The organism is Clostridium puniceum (assembly GCF_002006345.1).
GTDB lineage: Bacteria > Bacillota > Clostridia > Clostridiales > Clostridiaceae > Clostridium > Clostridium puniceum.
Window position 1 is genome coordinate 1 of record NZ_LZZM01000188.1, and the last position, 17,483, is coordinate 17,483.

Genomic DNA, 17,483 nt, shown 5'->3' on the forward strand with positions numbered 1-17,483 from the left:
ACATATATTATAGTAATTTAAAATTTATATATTATTAGCTTAATTTAATAAATGATTAAAAAAATTAATCAGTAATAAATTAAATTTATTAGTAATCATATAAAACTATAATTTTAACTTCTGCATAGCTAAAGTTAGATCACAAGAAATTTGAGCACATTTTTTAGAAGCATTGACAATAGCTTCAGATTTTAATGATAAATCATTTGCTGTATTAGCTATTTTAACAGCATCGTTAGCACTTTCACTAGATGAAATTGCAACATTATTTATGGCAGAAGTAATATCTTGTGTTGCAAGTAACAAGTTTTTAGCTGTATTTTCTATATTTTGAGACATTTCAGCATAGTAAGTAGCATCTTTACTATAAGATTCACTCATATTAACAAAATCTTCATAATTATTAATTACCGTTTGATCAACAAATTTTAATATGTTAGAAGAATTTTCAGCTAAATTTTCTACAGCTGTTATTACTAATGAAGTTATTTCTCTAATTTTTTCAGTTGTGCTATTTGATTCTTCAGCTAATTTTTTTATTTCATTAGCAACTACAGCAAATCCTCTACCAGATTCACCAGCCTTGTTTGCTTCTATGGAAGCATTTAAAGATAATAAATTTGTTTGCTTGCTTATAGCAGCAATAGCATCTAATAATTCAGTTATATTATTAACTTTAGCAGATTCATCTATAGCGATCTTTAACTTACTACTACTATCATCATAAATTTTAAGGGCTGCATTTTTAGACTCAATAGAGTTAACTTTTAAAATATCTGCCTTAATTTTTATTTCATTTGAACGTAGTAGAGCTTTATTAGTATCACTTGATATATCTTCGACAGAGTTTTCCATTTCATGAACTGTTGAATTGATTTCTTCTGTAGATGCAGCAGTTTCTTCTAAGCCAGCAGAAATTTGTTCTGTAGCAATGTTAACTTTTTCTACAATTGAATTTAATTCAGTTATTATAGAAGATAATTCGTTACTAGTATTAAAAGTTAAATCTGATTGTGATTCAACATTTTTAAGAATGCTTCTTATGTTATTTTGCATAAGGATTAAATTTTTAAACATAGAACCAGTTTCATCCTTAGCTTTTAAAGCTTTTTCATCTACTGAAACAGTAAAATCACCATTAGATAAAACAGCCAAATGATTATTAAAATTATGAATTGATTTAACTATAATTGCCCCTAACTTACTAAAAATTAAGATACCTATAATAGCCATTGACAATAAAACCAATGCACTAATTGAAATTATTTTTAGGGTAGATTGTGCAATTACACTTGAGTCAACACCAACAAACCACATGCCTATAATATTACCATTGGAATCTTTAATAGGCGAATACTGAGTCATTGTATCATTATTTAAAACTTTAGTTTTTCCAGTAAAAGTTTCTCCACCTTTTAATACTTTATTTATAACTTCATCAGAAGCTTTTGTTCCTATAGCTCTATTCCCCTTTTGGTCCAAAACGTTAGTAGAAACCCTTGTATCGTTTAAGAAGATAGTTACTAGTGTACTATTTTGTTCTTTAATAAAATCAGCTATTTCTGTATTGTCGTTAATGAGCATTTTTCCTTTGTAAAGTTTTCCATTAGATACATTCCAATCTCCAGGATATTTTGCATCCAAATATGCATAACCTAATTTGTTATTATGGGCTACTATTTTTTGATAGTCTGAATTAGCCATATTTGTAATATCAAGATAAAGAATAGTAAATATTCCTGTAGAAAATATTAATATAAGAATAATGAAGAATAGGACTAATTTTGCTTTGATTTTCATTTTATTTATCCTCCTGTAAAAATATAGAATATATATATAATTTTATAAAATATTTATAAAGTTAGTATAGCATAATTTAATACAAGTTCCTACAGAGAACCTAAAATTACGCAATTTGAAAGAGAAATTTATTTATAGGGGTATTTTTAGGATAAATTGAAACCTTCTTGTTTTGAATCATATAAATTGCTATTATATATAGTGAGTGCTAATTTTAAAAATATATAACGGAGGTAGAAAAAACTATATGGAACTTCCAAAGATTAAAATTAATGATTTTGAAGGGCCATTTGATTTATTATTACATTTAATAAAGAAAAATCAAATGAGTATATATAATGTAAAAATATTTGAGATAACTAATCAATATTTAAACTATATAAATGAAATGAAGGAAATGGATTTAGAAATAACCTCTGAATTTATAGTAGTTGCTGCTACTTTAATAGAAATAAAATCTAAACATTTATTACCTAAACCTAAAAAGGAAGATGAAAATGAAGAAGATGATGAAAGAAACCTTATAGAAAAGCTTATAGTATATAAGAAGATAAAAGGTGTTTCTAGTTTCTTTAAAGAAAGATATATTAGTGCAGGTGAAGTATACGGAAAAAAACCAGAATTAATAGAAGACAAAAGAGAAGTAATTAGCACAAATGAATTATTTAAAGATATACACCTTATTGACCTATTCAATATTTATAATAATTTGCTAGAGATTTATAATAATAAGCAAAATAAAAATAATGTAATTCAAAAGAAAATATATGTAGATCAATATAAGATAGAAGACAAGTTGGAATATATAATGGAAAAGTTAAAAAAACAAAAAGCTGGCAATTTTTTTGAATTGATGGAAAGTTGCGAATGTAAATTAGAATGTGTTGTGACCTTCTTAGCTTTACTTGAAATGATTAAACAAAGGATGGTTAAGGTTTATCAAAGTGATAACTTTATGAATATATTAATTGAAAGGAGAGCAGAAGATGCATAATAAGGAAGGAATTCAAATTCCATTTTTAGATGATTTAAGAAAAAATTCGTTAAAATCGGCAATAGAAGCATTATTATTTACTAGTGGAGATCCGTTAAGTTTGCAGGATTTAGTAAATCATCTTGAAGAAAAATCCAAACTTATAGAAATTATTATTCAAGAAATGATGGAAGAATATGAAACTACCAACAGAGGAATAAAACTAATATGTATAAAGGGAAGTTATCAATTAGTTACCAAATCAGAAAATGCAGATTATATACAAAAACTTTTAAAGAAAAATAAGAGACAATCACTATCTCAAGCATCTATAGAAAGTTTAGCAATTGTAGCATATAAACAACCTATAACTAGAATAGATATTGATGAAATTAGAGGAGTTAAGTCTGAAAGTGCAATTCAAAGACTTATAGAAAGAGAGCTTATAAAAGAAATAGGAAGATTGGAAGTGCCAGGAAGACCAATTTTATACGGAACAACAGAAGAATTTTTAAGACAATTTGAATTGAAAGATTTACAAGAATTACCTTCCCTGGACTTATTTAGCGAAAACGATTTTCAAGATGATGAAATTGAAGAAAGTAAATAGAATTATAAATTATTATCTAATTTAAAATATTTAGAATGAAATTTAACATAATATATATTTGATTTGATAAATAATTAAGTAGAGAAATAGTATACTGAAAAATCAGCAAACTATTTCTCTTTTAAATTTAAAAAATTAGGAGCTAATTAAATATTATTAATATCGCTAGAATAATTCTCTTTACTTATATTTTCAGTAGAATTACTATTAGCGTTACTATTATTATTACCAGTAGTTGAGTTTTTATTCTTATTACACATATCTTTTACTAAACTTTTTATAATATCTAAGACTTGAGGAACTGTATCAACTATTCTATCATAAGTAGTATCTTGATTTACAGGCAACATTCTAACACCATCTTCTTTAACTACTAAAAAGGCCACAGGCCTTACAGATACACCAGCTCCAGAGCCACCACCAAAAGGAAATATTGTATTATTGGGATTCCCATTTTGACAAGAATATTCACTACCTCCAGATGCAAAACCAAAAGACAATTTAGAAACCGGAATTATATAAGATCCATTTTTAGTTTCTACAGCTGTTCCTATAACAGTATTTACATCCACCATATTTTTAAGATTTTCCATAGTACTTTTAATTAAATTTTCAACTTGTTGTTCGTTTGACATAATAAGCCCCAATCAAGGGGTTCACCTCCCTTGCTTTTTTATAAGTTTAAATAAAAAAAATATTATATATATAGCATTAGCAAATGATAAGAAAAATATACTTGATGTTTCAATTTTTAGTAAAAATTTATCTTCAAATATTGGATTTATTTTCATATTAAATTTATGAAGATTAAATGGAATATTTAAAAGAAGATAAATTAAAGATGGAGCTTGGCATAAAATTCCATAAAAAATTGCAGTTTTAGCAGCATCATTAAGAGAATAATCAAAAAATAAGTCTATTTTTAATAATGGTTTAAATTTTGAATTGTATAACTTTGAAATTAAAACTTTATACTCTAAAGATTTAAAGTTTATGTTTTTATAAAATATTTTAAAAATATTAGGCTGATTCTCTATTGTAGACTTAGCTTTATGAACAAGTTTTTTTTTTGTTTCAGATTTTTTACGAGAAATAATAGTAAATCCATATAATTTTATATAATAATTTATTTGGGAATAGTAAATATTAATTTTAATAGGAATAGGTATAAGAAATATTGATAAAACTATGAAGAAGATAAAAAATAATTTCATAAAAATCCTCCAAACTCGTATATTTCATAAGTATTGACTAATAAAAAAAAAATAAACATAAAAAAATACTAAAACTAGGTTTAAAAAATAATTTTCAAGGTAAACTAGAAACAAATAGTAAGTAAGATTAGAAGGTGATTAATAATGAGGAAAGGTATTAAAATTATTTCAATAATATTACTCAGCCTTATTTTTACTCAAGTTTTAGGTATAAGTGCAAATGCAAAAAGTAAAGATTATAAAAATTTTAGAGTAAATGCAAGATGTGCAATTGCTTTAGACAAAGAAAGCGGTACTATTTTATATGAACAAAATGCTTATGAAATTGTACCAATGGCAAGTACAACCAAAATATTAACTGCACTTATTGCTATTGAACAAGGAAATTTAGATAAAAAAGTTACTATAAGTAAAAAGGCAGCAGGTATTAGAGGCTCTACTGTTGGATATAAGGCAAATGAAGAGATCACTTTAAGAGAATTAACTTTTGGACTTATGTTTAAATCTGGAAATGATGCTGCCATAGCTATAGCGGAAGAATTAGGAAAATCTACAGAAGGATTTGCAGAGATAATGAATCATTATGCTAGAGGAATTGGAATATTGGATTCACATTTTGAATCTCCTCATGGCTTAGATAGCAGTCAGCATTACTCTTCAGCTTATGATTTAGCAATATTAACAGCTAAAGGCATGGACTATGATTTGTTTAGAGAAATTGTTGGAAGTAAACAAATTTCAAAAGAAAAATACAATTTTACAAGAGACTACAATAATATAAACAAAATACTTTGGAGAATTCCAGAGGCAAATGGTGTAAAAACAGGATATACAGGTCAGGCAGGGAAATGTTTAGTTTCTTCTGTTAATAATAATGGAAAGGATGTTATAATCGTAGTTTTAAATTGCCCAGATAGATGGAATGTAACAGAAGAGATTTATAAACATGTATTAGAAAAAGTTGCATTTGGTAGTTGTACAGTTAAAGAATTAATATAGAAGTTTGTAGTAGATAGTTTTTGAAAAATTACTATCTATTACAAACTTTTACTTTATTAGTATCAAAATAATTTTTTTGAAATAATCTATTACTAGGAGCAATTTTATCTAAAGGAGAAAAAATGATAAAAGAAGCCATTGATTGTATAGATGCTGGAACTGAATACTGCCCTTGCAAATTGGCAGAACACGGACAATGCTTAATTTGTTCACAATGTCAAGGAAAAGTATTTTGTGATTGTTTAAATTGGAAGGGGGTTTGTATATATCAAGAACTTTACAATAATGCTAATAAAGCAAAAGACGGACGCAAAACTTATAACTGTATTGTTACTGAAGTCGTCAATTATAAAAATAGTTTAATTGTTATTAAATTTAAAGCACTTCACAAATTAGTTTTAGATTTAGTTAAGCCTGGAAGTTATATATTTATACGAACAGATGAAAACAATTATTTTGATATTCCTATTTCTATTATGAATTCAGATATAGAAAATGATGTTATTACCATTGCAATTGAAATTAGAGGTATAAAGACTAATAAATTACTAAGTATAAAAACAGATGAAAACATAGTAATTAGAGGCCCATATTGGAATGGAGTATTTGGAATTAAAAATATATTAGATCAAAAAGACAACAAAACATTAGTTCTTGCAAGAGGTATTGGATTAGCTCCTATGATGCCTGTAATAAGAAAATTGATTTCCCAAAATAATAAGGTACAGATATTAATAGATAAAAATCCTTTTGAAATGAATTTCGCAAGCGAATTTTTAAGTGAATATAATGTAAGTATATTTGAGAATTCCTTATTTGAAAAAGGTACACTTTCAGATTATGCAAAAGTTATAATTAAAGATTTACTTAAAGAAGGAGTAACGTACATTCACATAGCAGGTGCTGATATTTTAACTTATAGTGTTATTAATTATTTAAATGATATTAATAGAAATGATGTCTCCCTTTCTTGCTGTAATAACTTTAAAATGTGCTGTGGAGAAGGTATTTGTGGTGCTTGCACTTCAAGATTCTCAGGGCATAGAGTAAAAAGATTCTGTAAAGAACAGGCTGATCCAAGAAGTATTTTTGAAGGGAGAAGATTTATATGAAAGTTGTTATTATTGGAGGCGGCTGGTCTGGATGTGCCGCTGCAGTTTCAAGCAAAAAAGCAGGTGCTGATGTTATTATAATAGAAAAAACGGATTTATTACTTGGACTTGGTAATGTAGGGGGAATAATGCGTAATAATGGACGTTTTACTGCGTCAGAAGAATTAATGGCTTTAGGCTCAGGAGAGTTAATAGAAATTACCGATAGAGTCGCAGTCCATAGTAATATAGATTTTCCGGGGCATAAACATGCAACTCTTTATAATGTAAATATGATTGAGGGTAAAGTTTATAAGTATTTAAAATCTTTAAATATAAATATTATGATGGAAAGCAGAGTAAATAATATTAACTTTGACGGACAAAAAATTAAAGGTGTTTATCTAAGTGATGGTACTTATATAGAAGGTGATGTATTTATTGAAACGACTGGTACCACAGGTCCAATGGGAAACTGTTTGCGTTATGGTAATGGCTGTTCTATGTGTGTCCTAAGGTGTCCATCCTTTGGACCTAGAATAAGTATTAGTGAAAGATGTGGTGTTTCAGATATTCAAGGGGAAAGAGGTGATGACATTTTAGGTGCATTTTCTGGATCATGCAAGTTAGCTAAGGAAAGTTTATCTAATGAAATTAAAGATGAATTAGATTCCAAGGGAGTTGTTATCTTAAAAGTTCCTAAGGAAGATATAAATTATGAGAAGCTAAATACTAAGGTATGCCAACAATATGCGTTAAAAGAATTTGCAGAAAATATAATTCTTCTTGATACAGGTCATGCTAAGCTAATGACAACCTATTATCCATTGCATAAGTTGAGAAAAATAAAAGGATTAGAAAATGCAAAATACGTTGATCCATATGCAGGAAGTAAAGGAAATTCAATTAGATATTTATCAGTTGCCCCAAGAACTAATGATTTAAAAGTTATAGGTGTAGATAATTTATTTTGTGCTGGAGAAAAAAGTGGATTATTCGTTGGTCATACTGAAGCAATTTGTACTGGAACTTTAGCTGGTTATAATTCTGTAAGACTAGCTCTTGGAATGCCACTTTTAATATTACCTTCATCTATTGCCATTGGGGATATAATAACTTATGCAAATGAAAGAGCTAGAACTAGAGAAGGAAGAAAAGATAGATATACTTTTGCTGGCTCAGTATACTTTAAGAGGATGCAAGAGCTTAATCTTTATACAACTGATAAAGATGAAATTAAAGCAAAAATCAAAAAGTTTAATTTAGACAATATTTTCAATCAAAAGTTATGTTAGAGTGAATTCTTATAGGTTGCCTATGATTAGGTAGCCTATAAGAATTTTAAATTATTTAGGAATACAAACATAGGCTTAGATAAAAAAATTAAGAGATATTTTTTGTAAGGATAGAAAAATTTATTTTTGACTCAACAAATATGTAAATGAGGCATAGCCTTTATAATTTAGTAGTAAATAAATGTGGAAATACAATTAATTATAATATAATCGCTGCCCTATTTTCATTTGGAGAAAGTTATAATTTTATAGAAGTAATATTTAATTTTAAAATATTATTTCATCATAGCATGAAAGATATCTATAAATGATGTATAATATTAGAGCATGTAGAAAAAGAAAGCAATTTTTATAAGCAGCAATGAAAGTTATATGATGTATAGATATTTTAAGGAGAAGACAAAGATGGATAAGTTTGTATTATATCTCATAGGGATTTTTTTTATATTAGGAGGAATTGACTATATATTGGGAAATCCTTTAAAAATTGGTGGAAAATTTGAGGAAGGGATAAAGACCATGGGTGCTTTAGGTCTTGGTATGATAGGAATATATTCTTTAGCACCTATATTATCAAATGTTTTAGCTTTTATAATTGTTCCAATTTCAGAAGTATTTAAATTAGATCCTTCGATATTTCCTTCGGCTTTATTAGCTGTTGATATGGGAGGATATCAAATAGCTAGTGAGCTAGCTTTAACTAAGGAAATGGGGTTATTCTCAGGAATTATTGTAGGGTCAACATTAGGGGCAACTATTAGTTTTTCCATACCTGTTGCTATTGGAATGATTTCTAAGGAAGATGAAAAGTATTTTTCTAAAGGCGTTATGATTGGTATTATTGCTATACCTTTTGGATGTCTTGCTGGTGGTATATGGCAGAATATAAATATTGGTATATTAATATGGAATGTTTTACCTATATTCATTTTTTCTATTGCACTCGGAATAGGATTATTAAAGTTTCATAATACTTTAATGAAGGGTTTTAATATATTTGGAAAATTAATAATGGCATTAAGTGTTGTGGGATTATTATTACAAGGAGTGGAAGCTATATTTCAATTAAAAGTTATATCAGGTTTAGCACCGCTTTCTGAATCTACATATATTGTTGGGAAGATTGCTTTTGTTTTAGCAGGAGCTTATCCTATGCTTGAAGTAATAAATCGTATATTTAAGGATGGAATTGAAAAAATAGGTGACAAGTTTGGAATTAATTCAGTCTCAGTTGCGGGTATTTTAGGAAACTTAGCTAGTAACCTTTTAATATTTGGAACATATGGGAAAATGGACCCTAAAGGCAAAGTTATTTGCACTGCATTTGCTGTAAGCGGAGCTTTTGTTTTTGGAGGGCAATTTGGTTTTGTGTCAGGAATAGCGCCTGAAATATTAGGAGCATTTATTATATCTAAGATTATAGCTGGAATAATAAGTATTGTGCTAGCTGTATGGTTATATGAACGCGAATATAAAGAATGTAATATTAAAGAAAGCAGAGGTATAAAATATGAAAATTAAAGAAAAAATTGAAGCAATAAGACAATTGATGAAAGAAAATGACATGGATGCGTACATAGTTCCTAGTTTTGATGCGCATCAGAGTGAATATGTAGCAGATTATTGGAAAAGTAGAGAATGGATATCGGGATTTACAGGCTCAGCTGGAACTGTAGTAATTACATTAGATGATGCTGGATTATGGACAGATGGAAGATACTATATTCAAGCAGAAAAACAACTTGAAGGCTCTGGAATTAGATTATTTAAGGCAGCAGAACCAGAGGTACCTTCTTTTATAGAATGGTTAAGAGATACTCTTAAGGAAAAAAATAATGTTGGATTTGATGGTAATATTATTTCAGTAGATATGGTAAAAGATATGCATAAGGAATTTGACACTAAAAATATAGGATTAATAATTAAACAGGATTTAATTAATGAAATATGGTCAGACAGACCAGAAATACCTAAAAGTTCAGTATTTATACATGAAGTAAAATATGCAGGAAAGTCCATAACAGAAAAGTTAAATCAAGTAAGAGAAGAAATGAATAATAAAGGTGCCAACCATTATCTATTAACTTCATTAGATGATATTGCATGGCTTTTAAATATAAGAGGAAATGATGTTCCAAACAATCCAGTTGTAATCTCTAATGTAATAGTAGCACAAGATAAATGTTATTTATTTATTGATTCTTCAAAGGTTTCTAAAGATATTGAATTAATCATAGGAGATGAAGGAATTGAGCTAAAAGATTATAATGAAATTGAAAAGTTTTTACAAGGTCTTACGGATAAAGATACAATTATCTTTGACAGCAGCAAAACAAATATATGTTTATACAATGCTATAGGGAAAAATACAAAAAAAGTTGAAATGATTAATATTACTACTAATTTAAAGGGAATTAAAAATGAAATTGAAATAGAAAATTTAAAGAATTGTGAAGTGATTGATGGAGTTGCTATGGTCAAATTTATAAAATGGCTAAAGACTTCTGTAAATAAAGAAAAAATAACAGAGATTTCAGCATCAGATAAACTAGAAGAGTTTAGATCACAAGGAGAATTATTTGCAGGTCTTAGCTTTGATTCTATAGCAGGATATAAAGATCATGCAGCAATGATGCATTATAAAGCAAATGAAGAAACTCAATATACTTTAAAAGATGAAGGTTTTTTCTTAGTAGATTCAGGTGGACAATATTACAATGGAACAACAGATACAACAAGAACTATAGTACTAGGAAATCTTACAGAAGAAGAAAAGAGAGATTATACTTTAGTTTTAAAAGCTAACATTGCATTAAGTACAGCAAAATTTTTATATGGAGCAACAGGTGCTAATTTAGATATATTAGCAAGACAACCAATTTGGAAATATGGCATTGATTATAAATGTGGAACAGGTCATGGTGTTGGATTTTTCTTAAATGTCCATGAAGGTCCTCAAGGATTTAGAGCTAATAACTATATAAAACTAGAAAAAGGAATGATTCTTACTAATGAACCAGGAATTTATAAAGAAGGAAAGTTTGGTGTAAGAACTGAAAATATGATGATTGTAGTTGAAGATGAAAAAACAGAATTTGGCCAATTTATGAAGTTTGAAGCAATCACATATTGTCCTATTGATCTAGATGGAATTAATAGTCAAATGATGACAGAAGAAGAAAAACAATGGCTAAATGATTATCATAAAAATGTGTATACAAAACTTTCTCCTTATTTAACAGAAGAAGAAAAACAATGGCTAAAAGAAGAAACACGAGAAATAGCATAATATTTTAGTTTTTTTACGCCTCAGTATATATTAGAGAGCATAGATTTAATTAAGTATTTTTTGTTTTACTCACACAAATATTTAGATAAACATAAAATATAGTATCTAAATACTGAGGAGGAAATTCTAATGGGACACAATGGAATTAACTGTAATACTCAAGGAACAAGTGGATTTAGTGTGAGAAATCATAATCATGAATTTTTATCAAGTACAAATTTTGAAAGAGATGAAGCACGTGAATTACACAATCATCGCATTGCTGGTGTGACTGGTCCTGCAATTATAGCTGGTAAGTCTCATGTACACAAAATTAATGTGCTTACAGATACTTTTCATGATCATTTTCATGGGATTTGTGATACTACCGGTCCAGCTCTTTATCTTCCAAATGGTAAACATGTTCATTTAATAAAGGGTGAAACCACAAATAATGATGGACATGATCATGATTATTATTTTGTTACCTTAATTGAGGATCCTACTAATTTACCATAAAATATTAATTTTAAATAATATTAATTAAAGGCTAGGAAATTTAAAAGTAAAATTTTAATTTTCTAGCCTTTAATATGTATAAGATTTCATTATGAATTTATAGTAATAATTCATCAATATAGTCATAAGATTTCCGTATTATATTTAAAGTGATTTGTATTTAATGAAACTATGAAAAAATTGAAATATTTATTAATAAATTGGAAAAATACATGGTTTGAAATGAGAAAAAAAGAAGAGTAATATTGAGGAGTGTATATTCATGCTAATATACATCACTGTAATTAATAATATATTATTAATTAACCGCAAATACTAATACTTAGCAATTTAAACTTTGTTTTAAAGCATAAACTTAATCAAAAAATAAAGGAGCAAAATTAATGAGCAAAAAAGAAAAGGAAAAGAAGTTAACTTTAATAACATTAATTCTAATGATTTTTACATCAGTTTTTGGATTTGCTAATATGCCAAGATCTTTTTATCTTATGGGTTATGGTGCAATCCCATGGTTTATATTAGGTGGGATAACATTTTTTGTACCATTTGCTTTTATGATGTCAGAATATGGATCTGCTTTTAAAGAAGAAAAAGGTGGTATATATTCATGGATGGAAAAATCAGCAGGTTCTAAATTTGCATTTATAGGAGTTTTCATGTGGTATGCATCATATATAGTATGGATGATAAATATTTGTTCAACTATTTGGATACCATTATCAAACACAATTTTTGGTGTTGATACTACTTCAAAGTGGGGAATGTTGGGATTAAATTCTACACAAGTAATTGGTATATTAGGAGTTATATGGGTGATGACCACTTTCCTTATATCTAAAAAAGGTATAAATAGAATAACTAAAATAACATCTATTGGTGGAATGGCAGTTGCATTATTAAATATAGGTCTTATAATGGGAGCAATTATAGTATTAATATTAAATAACGGACAATTTAAACAACCTATTACATCAGCTATATCATTTGTGAATTCCCCAAATCCATCGTATCATAGTGCTATTTCAATGCTATCATTTTTAGTTTTTGCATTATTCGCATATGGTGGCATAGAAGCGGCTTCTGGTTTAGTTGATCAAACTGAAAATCCGGAAAAGACTTTTCCTCGTGGTATATTAATAGCAGCTGCTATAATTTCTGTTGGATATTCTCTTGGAATTTTCTTGATTGGTATCTTTACTAATTGGACTGCTACTCTTTCTGGAGAAAATGTAAATATGGCAAATGTGGCATATGTTGTAATGAATAATTTAGGGTTTACTTTAGGAAATTCACTAGGATTAACAAATACTTTATCTATTCAAATTGGTAACTGGATTGCAAGATTTGTTGGATTATCTATGTTCTTAGCACTGACTGGTGCATTTTTCACTTTATCTTATGCACCACTTAAGCAATTGGTTGAAGGAACACCAGCAAAATTATGGCCTGAAAAGATGGCTGAAATAGATAAAAATGATATGCCAATAAATGCAATGGCTGTACAAACAGCTGTAGTAGCAGTAATGGTATTATTCATTTCAATGGGAGGAAAGAGTGCAAAAGCATTTTTTGAAATGTTAGTATTAATGACAAATGTAGCAATGACTTTGCCATATCTTTTCTTATCGGTTGCGTATATTTCATTTAGAAAGAAAGATTCTATAGAAAAACCATTTTTGGTATTAAAAAATAAAACTTTTGCAGTGTATATTGGAATTTTAGTAACTATAGTCGTTGGCTTTGCTAATTTCTTTACAATTATAGAGCCCGCTATTAATGGAAATTATAAATCTACAATTGCGATGATTGCAGGACCATTAATATTTATTATAATAGCATTAAGAATTTATGCAAATGGTGAAAAGAAATAAAAGATTAGAAGTTTAAGCTTATCTAAAAAGTGTTTAGGTATATATCCTAAATACTTTTTAGGTAGGCTTTTTGTTTTAAGAGCTATTATAATTTAGTTCTTATATGATTTTAACCTCATAATACATCTTATTTTAATTCCATACGGATGTTTTAGAAAAATGTTGTTTATAAAGCAAGTTATTCTTAATTTATATTTATTAATGTATATTTCACTTTAAAATTTCAAATATTACTTAAGAAAATATTAAGAACTATTAAAGAAATTAATCTTGATTATAAATATATTTCCTTATATAATTTAAGTGTACTATATGATATAGTGCACTTAATACAGACTGGAGGAATAATTATGAAAAAATCAACAACAGTAGTTGTACTTGGATTTTTCGTTGTGATTACAGCTTTGCTTGGTATGAATGGTGAAAAACTGTATCAGAAACAAAAACTTTTTGAAACAGTTGATGAAGTACTTCATCAATTAGATAATAAGCCATTAAAAGAAGTTAATGAAAAAGGTATATTCACTGAATCTAATGATTTGAAAGAGTGTTTTTCTGAAAGAAAAAGGTTAACTGATTCAAGATTCGATTATGGAAAAATAGGAATAGCAAAATTAGGAGAACTTAATGATAATGATAAGCAAGAAATTTTAGAAGAGTATAATGCATTTAGAAATCAATTTTCTAAGAGAAGAGAAATAACAAAAGAAGAACCAGTTAGAATATATATAGAGGCTTGGTATTCACACTTAGATAATGGAAAGAGAGTATATGTTAATCCAAGAAAGATTAAGATTGATTTAGTATTTATAGATGAAGGTGAAGGCTTAGTAATTGATTATATAATGGAAAAAAACGATGAAAAGCTTAATGATGAAGAGGGAAATAAAGATGCTTAGTATAGATCCTAGGAGCAGTACTCCTATTTATGAACAAATAGAACTTGGAGTTAAGGAACTTATTCTAAAGGGAGCTTTAAAAGCAGGTGAAAAATTACCTTCAGTTAGGGAGATGTCTTCTATACTTACAATAAACCCCAATACTATAAGTAAAGCTTATGGTGAATTAGAAAGAGACGGAATAATTGAAACTTTAAGGGGAAAAGGAACTTTTATAACACAGAATTTTGAGAGGAAAGTAGATGAGAAAAAGATGGAGTATATTTCAGAAGAATTAAAAAAAATTATACTTGAAGCTAATTATAGCGGAATTAATAAGGAAGAATTTATGAAACTAGCACTTCGGATATTTTCAGAGTTAGGGGTGAACGATAATGATAGAAGTAAATAATTTATCATTTGAAATAGATGGAAAGAAGATTTTAAATGATATAAATTTAAAAATAAACAGAGGTAAGATATTTGGAATTATAGGACCAAATGGAGTTGGAAAAACTACTTTACTTAGATGCTTAACAGGTATATATAATCCAACCTCGGGAAATGTTAGCTATGATGGGCAAATAGTTTATGATAATCCAGCAGTTAAAAACAAAATAGGATATGTAGCAGATGAAAACATAATGCATACAAATTTTAAAGTTTGTGAAATATTAAAATATTACAAGTATTCTTATTCAGATTTTGATGAAAAAAAATTTAATGAACTAAATAAAATTTTTAAGATTTCTACAAATAAATTTGTATTTCAACTTTCGAAAGGTATGAAGATGAGGCTTTCAATAATGCTTGCTTTTTCTATACATGCAAATTATTTAATATTGGATGAGCCAACCTCAGGATTAGATGCAATACTTAAAAATAAACTTCTTAATATATTTGTAGATGAAGTATTTGAAAATAATACAACAATAATAATAAGTTCTCATCATTTAGGGGAGCTCGAAAGAATCTGTGATGATGTAGCTATTTTTGATGAAGGTGTAGTTTCATATGAAAACTCAATAGAAAACATGAAAAGCAAGATTAAAAAAGTACAGGTTGCCTTTGATGAACCTGTTTATGAAGAAGATTTAAATTTAAAAGGGATTTTTAAGATAAGTAAAATTGGTAGAGTTTTTACAATTATAACTGATGAATATGATGAAGAATTTATAAATAATCTAAATAAATTTAAACCATTATTTATTGAAGAAATTGATCTTAGCTTAGAAGATATCTTTATCTATAAGGTTGATAAGGAGGATAAAAATGAAGAAATATTTAAATAAGGGATTAATTTATAACTGGTTTAATTCAGCTAAAATACCGATAATTATTGGACTATTGAGCTGGGGATTCATAGCAAATTCAATTATAACTATTGAATTAAATAAAACAAAATTACAAATAGCAGAATCATTTTTTAATGATTTTAGTACTACTAATTTGGAAAATTATTTTGGATTAGGAGTTATATTTATAGCTATATATTTTATAGCTCAAGGAATTAATAAAAGAAATACAGCAATGTTTTTAGCTAGTGGACCTTACACTAAAAAACAAATTAAATATAATGAATTAATGTGTGTTTTAATTACATTGATATTTTTTGTTTTAACATATGTTTATATAGCTTTTATGGCATATATTCGAAATAGAGAACTTTTAGCCATTATTGAAGGTTATAGGAGTATTGTTTTAATAGAAATTGCTAGAATAGTTTTAATAGGAATAATAGGGATAATGTTTATGCTTACTGTTGATTTATTATTTTCTAATGCAGTGATAGGACTTATTAGTATGATTTTTGTAATGCCAATATCAATTTATATTGTTGTAGTAAAAATATTTGAAACTATAGAATACACTGGAATATATAGTAGGTATGCATTAGAAAATAATATTAATAGTTTAGATAGTGAATTTCAAAAATATACTATTAAAGTTTTAATCAATCGAGGAACTATAAGGGAAGTAAGACTTAGAGAATTGTTTTTTGAAATAGTTATTGCTTTAAGTATAATTGCAATTATGTTTTTTATTTTTAATGTAACTCAAAAAAGATATAAGTTAGAATGTTGTAATAAGATATTTTCATCTAAAACTAATGAAAATATTATACTTTCATTAGTGGCTACAGCAATTGGTTCATTTGCATCTTTATTTTTATTATCAGGTTTTATAAATAATATGCAACGCAGAAATGGTGAATATTTGCCTTTAGGTGGATTAAATTTAGTTAAAGGTCTGGGTGCTGACTTGTTTTGTGTAGTAATTGTAGGGGGGATAGCATATACGATAATGAAAAAGGTATTAAAAGCTTTAGTATAGAGTGATTAGTTAGATTAATATTCTTTCCAATATTATGGATTTGCAATGTGTTTTATAAATTTTCATAATTAACTAAATATATATTCCAATAAAGAAATCACACATATATTTAGTTACTGTACATTGCTTTAATATAGTAAATTAATTTATTGTTTTAACAATTAGATTTATACAATACTGAAAACATGCATATAAGCAGATTTTTTATGCTTTATGTGTGTTTTTTTATTTTAAAGTCCCTTTAGTGATTTTTTAAAAGTAATTCTTATTTTTTTTAGTCTTAAAGAACAAAAAATATAAAAGTTGAATAATATATAATAACAAAAGAATAGGAGATGATAAACATGTCTAAACATTCTAATAATAGTTGTTGCTGCTGTAGATGTAATCCTTGTTGTAATAATAATTGCTGCTGTAATACTAATAGCTGTTGCTGCAATGGAGGATTTGGTGGTGGTTTTGGAAATGGATTCGGCGGAGGCTGTGGAGGTTTTGGCGGAAGCTGGATTTGGATTTTAGTGATTTTATTCCTTGGTGGAGGAGCAGGTTGCGGAAGCTTTTTCTGTTAATTTTATTAATCTTAAGGACGATAACCTAAAGGTAGCCTTAGTTTAGATAATAGAAACGCTAG

General features: G+C 27.4%; 17 protein-coding genes. 14 read left to right on the forward strand and 3 right to left on the reverse strand.

The genetic code is table 11. The features are described 5' to 3' along the window. Window positions 1-105 precede the first annotated feature (105 nt). Window positions 106-1,800: a methyl-accepting chemotaxis protein gene (locus CLPUN_RS16795; RefSeq protein WP_077848396.1), complete on the reverse strand. Its 1,695-nt coding sequence runs from the start codon at window positions 1,798-1,800 to the stop codon at window positions 106-108. A 247-nt stretch (window positions 1,801-2,047) separates the two neighbouring features. Here CLPUN_RS16795 and CLPUN_RS16800 point away from each other — a divergent pair, with 247 nt between their 5' ends. After that, window positions 2,048-2,794: a segregation/condensation protein A gene (locus CLPUN_RS16800; RefSeq protein ID WP_077848397.1), complete on the forward strand. Its 747-nt coding sequence runs from the start codon at window positions 2,048-2,050 to the stop codon at window positions 2,792-2,794. After that, complete coding sequence (gene scpB, locus CLPUN_RS16805) at window positions 2,787-3,383, forward strand: SMC-Scp complex subunit ScpB (protein ID WP_077848398.1); 597 nt, start codon at window positions 2,787-2,789, stop codon at window positions 3,381-3,383. The genes CLPUN_RS16800 and scpB overlap by 8 nt, the downstream gene beginning before the upstream one ends. Before the next feature lie 146 nt (window positions 3,384-3,529). On the opposite strand, the gene ytfJ is transcribed toward scpB, so the two are convergent. Beyond that, window positions 3,530-4,018 (reverse strand): GerW family sporulation protein, encoded by a 489-nt coding sequence (ytfJ, locus tag CLPUN_RS16810; protein WP_077848430.1) that lies wholly within the window; start codon window positions 4,016-4,018, stop codon window positions 3,530-3,532. A 21-nt stretch (window positions 4,019-4,039) separates the two neighbouring features. Then, window positions 4,040-4,597 carry a DUF2953 domain-containing protein gene (locus CLPUN_RS16815; RefSeq protein ID WP_077848399.1) on the reverse strand — a complete coding sequence of 186 codons (558 nt, stop codon included), beginning with the start codon at window positions 4,595-4,597 and terminating at the stop codon, window positions 4,040-4,042. 144 nt (window positions 4,598-4,741) lie between these two features. Between CLPUN_RS16815 and CLPUN_RS16820 the strand changes: the two genes are divergently transcribed. The 12 genes from CLPUN_RS16820 to CLPUN_RS16875 all read left to right on the forward strand — a co-directional run bounded on the left by CLPUN_RS16820 (window position 4,742) and on the right by CLPUN_RS16875 (window position 17,421). Next, a complete protein-coding gene (locus tag CLPUN_RS16820; RefSeq protein WP_077848400.1) occupies window positions 4,742-5,596 on the forward strand; it encodes a D-alanyl-D-alanine carboxypeptidase family protein in 855 nt (284 codons plus the stop codon). 122 nt (window positions 5,597-5,718) lie between these two features. Further along, entirely contained in the window at window positions 5,719-6,708 is a 990-nt protein-coding gene (locus CLPUN_RS16825; RefSeq protein ID WP_077848401.1) for a sulfide/dihydroorotate dehydrogenase-like FAD/NAD-binding protein, read from the forward strand. Beyond that, complete coding sequence (locus tag CLPUN_RS16830) at window positions 6,705-7,982, forward strand: FAD-dependent oxidoreductase (protein WP_077848402.1); 1,278 nt, start codon at window positions 6,705-6,707, stop codon at window positions 7,980-7,982. The genes CLPUN_RS16825 and CLPUN_RS16830 overlap by 4 nt, the downstream gene beginning before the upstream one ends. A gap of 405 nt (window positions 7,983-8,387) precedes the next feature. After that, a complete protein-coding gene (gene eutH, locus CLPUN_RS16835; protein ID WP_077848403.1) occupies window positions 8,388-9,503 on the forward strand; it encodes an ethanolamine utilization protein EutH in 1,116 nt (371 codons plus the stop codon). After that, the gene (locus CLPUN_RS16840) at window positions 9,493-11,271 is read left to right on the forward strand and encodes an aminopeptidase P family protein (RefSeq protein WP_077848404.1); all 1,779 of its coding nucleotides are present in this window, start codon (window positions 9,493-9,495) and stop codon (window positions 11,269-11,271) included. Before eutH ends, CLPUN_RS16840 begins: the two co-directional genes overlap by 11 nt. A 129-nt stretch (window positions 11,272-11,400) precedes the next feature. Next, complete coding sequence (locus tag CLPUN_RS16845) at window positions 11,401-11,769, forward strand: YmaF family protein (RefSeq protein WP_077848405.1); 369 nt, start codon at window positions 11,401-11,403, stop codon at window positions 11,767-11,769. Window positions 11,770-12,152: 383 nt separating this feature from the next. After that, the gene (gene yjeM / locus CLPUN_RS16850; protein WP_077848406.1) at window positions 12,153-13,640 is read left to right on the forward strand and encodes a glutamate/gamma-aminobutyrate family transporter YjeM; all 1,488 of its coding nucleotides are present in this window, start codon (window positions 12,153-12,155) and stop codon (window positions 13,638-13,640) included. Between the two features lie 350 nt (window positions 13,641-13,990). Beyond that, the gene (locus tag CLPUN_RS16855) at window positions 13,991-14,539 is read left to right on the forward strand and encodes a hypothetical protein (protein ID WP_077848407.1); all 549 of its coding nucleotides are present in this window, start codon (window positions 13,991-13,993) and stop codon (window positions 14,537-14,539) included. After that, complete coding sequence (locus CLPUN_RS16860) at window positions 14,532-14,930, forward strand: GntR family transcriptional regulator (RefSeq protein WP_077848408.1); 399 nt, start codon at window positions 14,532-14,534, stop codon at window positions 14,928-14,930. Before CLPUN_RS16855 ends, CLPUN_RS16860 begins: the two co-directional genes overlap by 8 nt. Further along, window positions 14,914-15,810 (forward strand): ABC transporter ATP-binding protein, encoded by an 897-nt coding sequence (locus tag CLPUN_RS16865; protein WP_077848409.1) that lies wholly within the window; start codon window positions 14,914-14,916, stop codon window positions 15,808-15,810. Before CLPUN_RS16860 ends, CLPUN_RS16865 begins: the two co-directional genes overlap by 17 nt. Next, the gene (locus CLPUN_RS16870; RefSeq protein WP_077848410.1) at window positions 15,791-16,852 is read left to right on the forward strand and encodes a hypothetical protein; all 1,062 of its coding nucleotides are present in this window, start codon (window positions 15,791-15,793) and stop codon (window positions 16,850-16,852) included. The genes CLPUN_RS16865 and CLPUN_RS16870 overlap by 20 nt, the downstream gene beginning before the upstream one ends. Window positions 16,853-17,196: 344 nt before the next feature. Beyond that, on the forward strand, window positions 17,197-17,421 hold the full coding sequence (locus tag CLPUN_RS16875) for a hypothetical protein (protein ID WP_077848411.1): 225 nt from the start codon (window positions 17,197-17,199) through the stop codon (window positions 17,419-17,421). Window positions 17,422-17,483 lie beyond the last annotated feature (62 nt).

Coding starts and splice junctions, on each gene's coding strand:
- CLPUN_RS16795 (WP_077848396.1), bottom strand. CDS start 1,800: ATGAAAATCAAAGCAAAATTAGTCCTATTCTTCATTATTCTTATATTA.
- CLPUN_RS16800 (WP_077848397.1), top strand. CDS start 2,048: ATGGAACTTCCAAAGATTAAAATTAATGATTTTGAAGGGCCATTTGAT.
- scpB (WP_077848398.1), top strand. CDS start 2,787: ATGCATAATAAGGAAGGAATTCAAATTCCATTTTTAGATGATTTAAGA.
- ytfJ (WP_077848430.1), bottom strand. CDS start 4,018: ATGTCAAACGAACAACAAGTTGAAAATTTAATTAAAAGTACTATGGAA.
- CLPUN_RS16815 (WP_077848399.1), bottom strand. CDS start 4,597: ATGAAATTATTTTTTATCTTCTTCATAGTTTTATCAATATTTCTTATA.
- CLPUN_RS16820 (WP_077848400.1), top strand. CDS start 4,742: ATGAGGAAAGGTATTAAAATTATTTCAATAATATTACTCAGCCTTATT.
- CLPUN_RS16825 (WP_077848401.1), top strand. CDS start 5,719: ATGATAAAAGAAGCCATTGATTGTATAGATGCTGGAACTGAATACTGC.
- CLPUN_RS16830 (WP_077848402.1), top strand. CDS start 6,705: ATGAAAGTTGTTATTATTGGAGGCGGCTGGTCTGGATGTGCCGCTGCA.
- eutH (WP_077848403.1), top strand. CDS start 8,388: ATGGATAAGTTTGTATTATATCTCATAGGGATTTTTTTTATATTAGGA.
- CLPUN_RS16840 (WP_077848404.1), top strand. CDS start 9,493: ATGAAAATTAAAGAAAAAATTGAAGCAATAAGACAATTGATGAAAGAA.
- CLPUN_RS16845 (WP_077848405.1), top strand. CDS start 11,401: ATGGGACACAATGGAATTAACTGTAATACTCAAGGAACAAGTGGATTT.
- yjeM (WP_077848406.1), top strand. CDS start 12,153: ATGAGCAAAAAAGAAAAGGAAAAGAAGTTAACTTTAATAACATTAATT.
- CLPUN_RS16855 (WP_077848407.1), top strand. CDS start 13,991: ATGAAAAAATCAACAACAGTAGTTGTACTTGGATTTTTCGTTGTGATT.
- CLPUN_RS16860 (WP_077848408.1), top strand. CDS start 14,532: ATGCTTAGTATAGATCCTAGGAGCAGTACTCCTATTTATGAACAAATA.
- CLPUN_RS16865 (WP_077848409.1), top strand. CDS start 14,914: ATGATAGAAGTAAATAATTTATCATTTGAAATAGATGGAAAGAAGATT.
- CLPUN_RS16870 (WP_077848410.1), top strand. CDS start 15,791: ATGAAGAAATATTTAAATAAGGGATTAATTTATAACTGGTTTAATTCA.
- CLPUN_RS16875 (WP_077848411.1), top strand. CDS start 17,197: ATGTCTAAACATTCTAATAATAGTTGTTGCTGCTGTAGATGTAATCCT.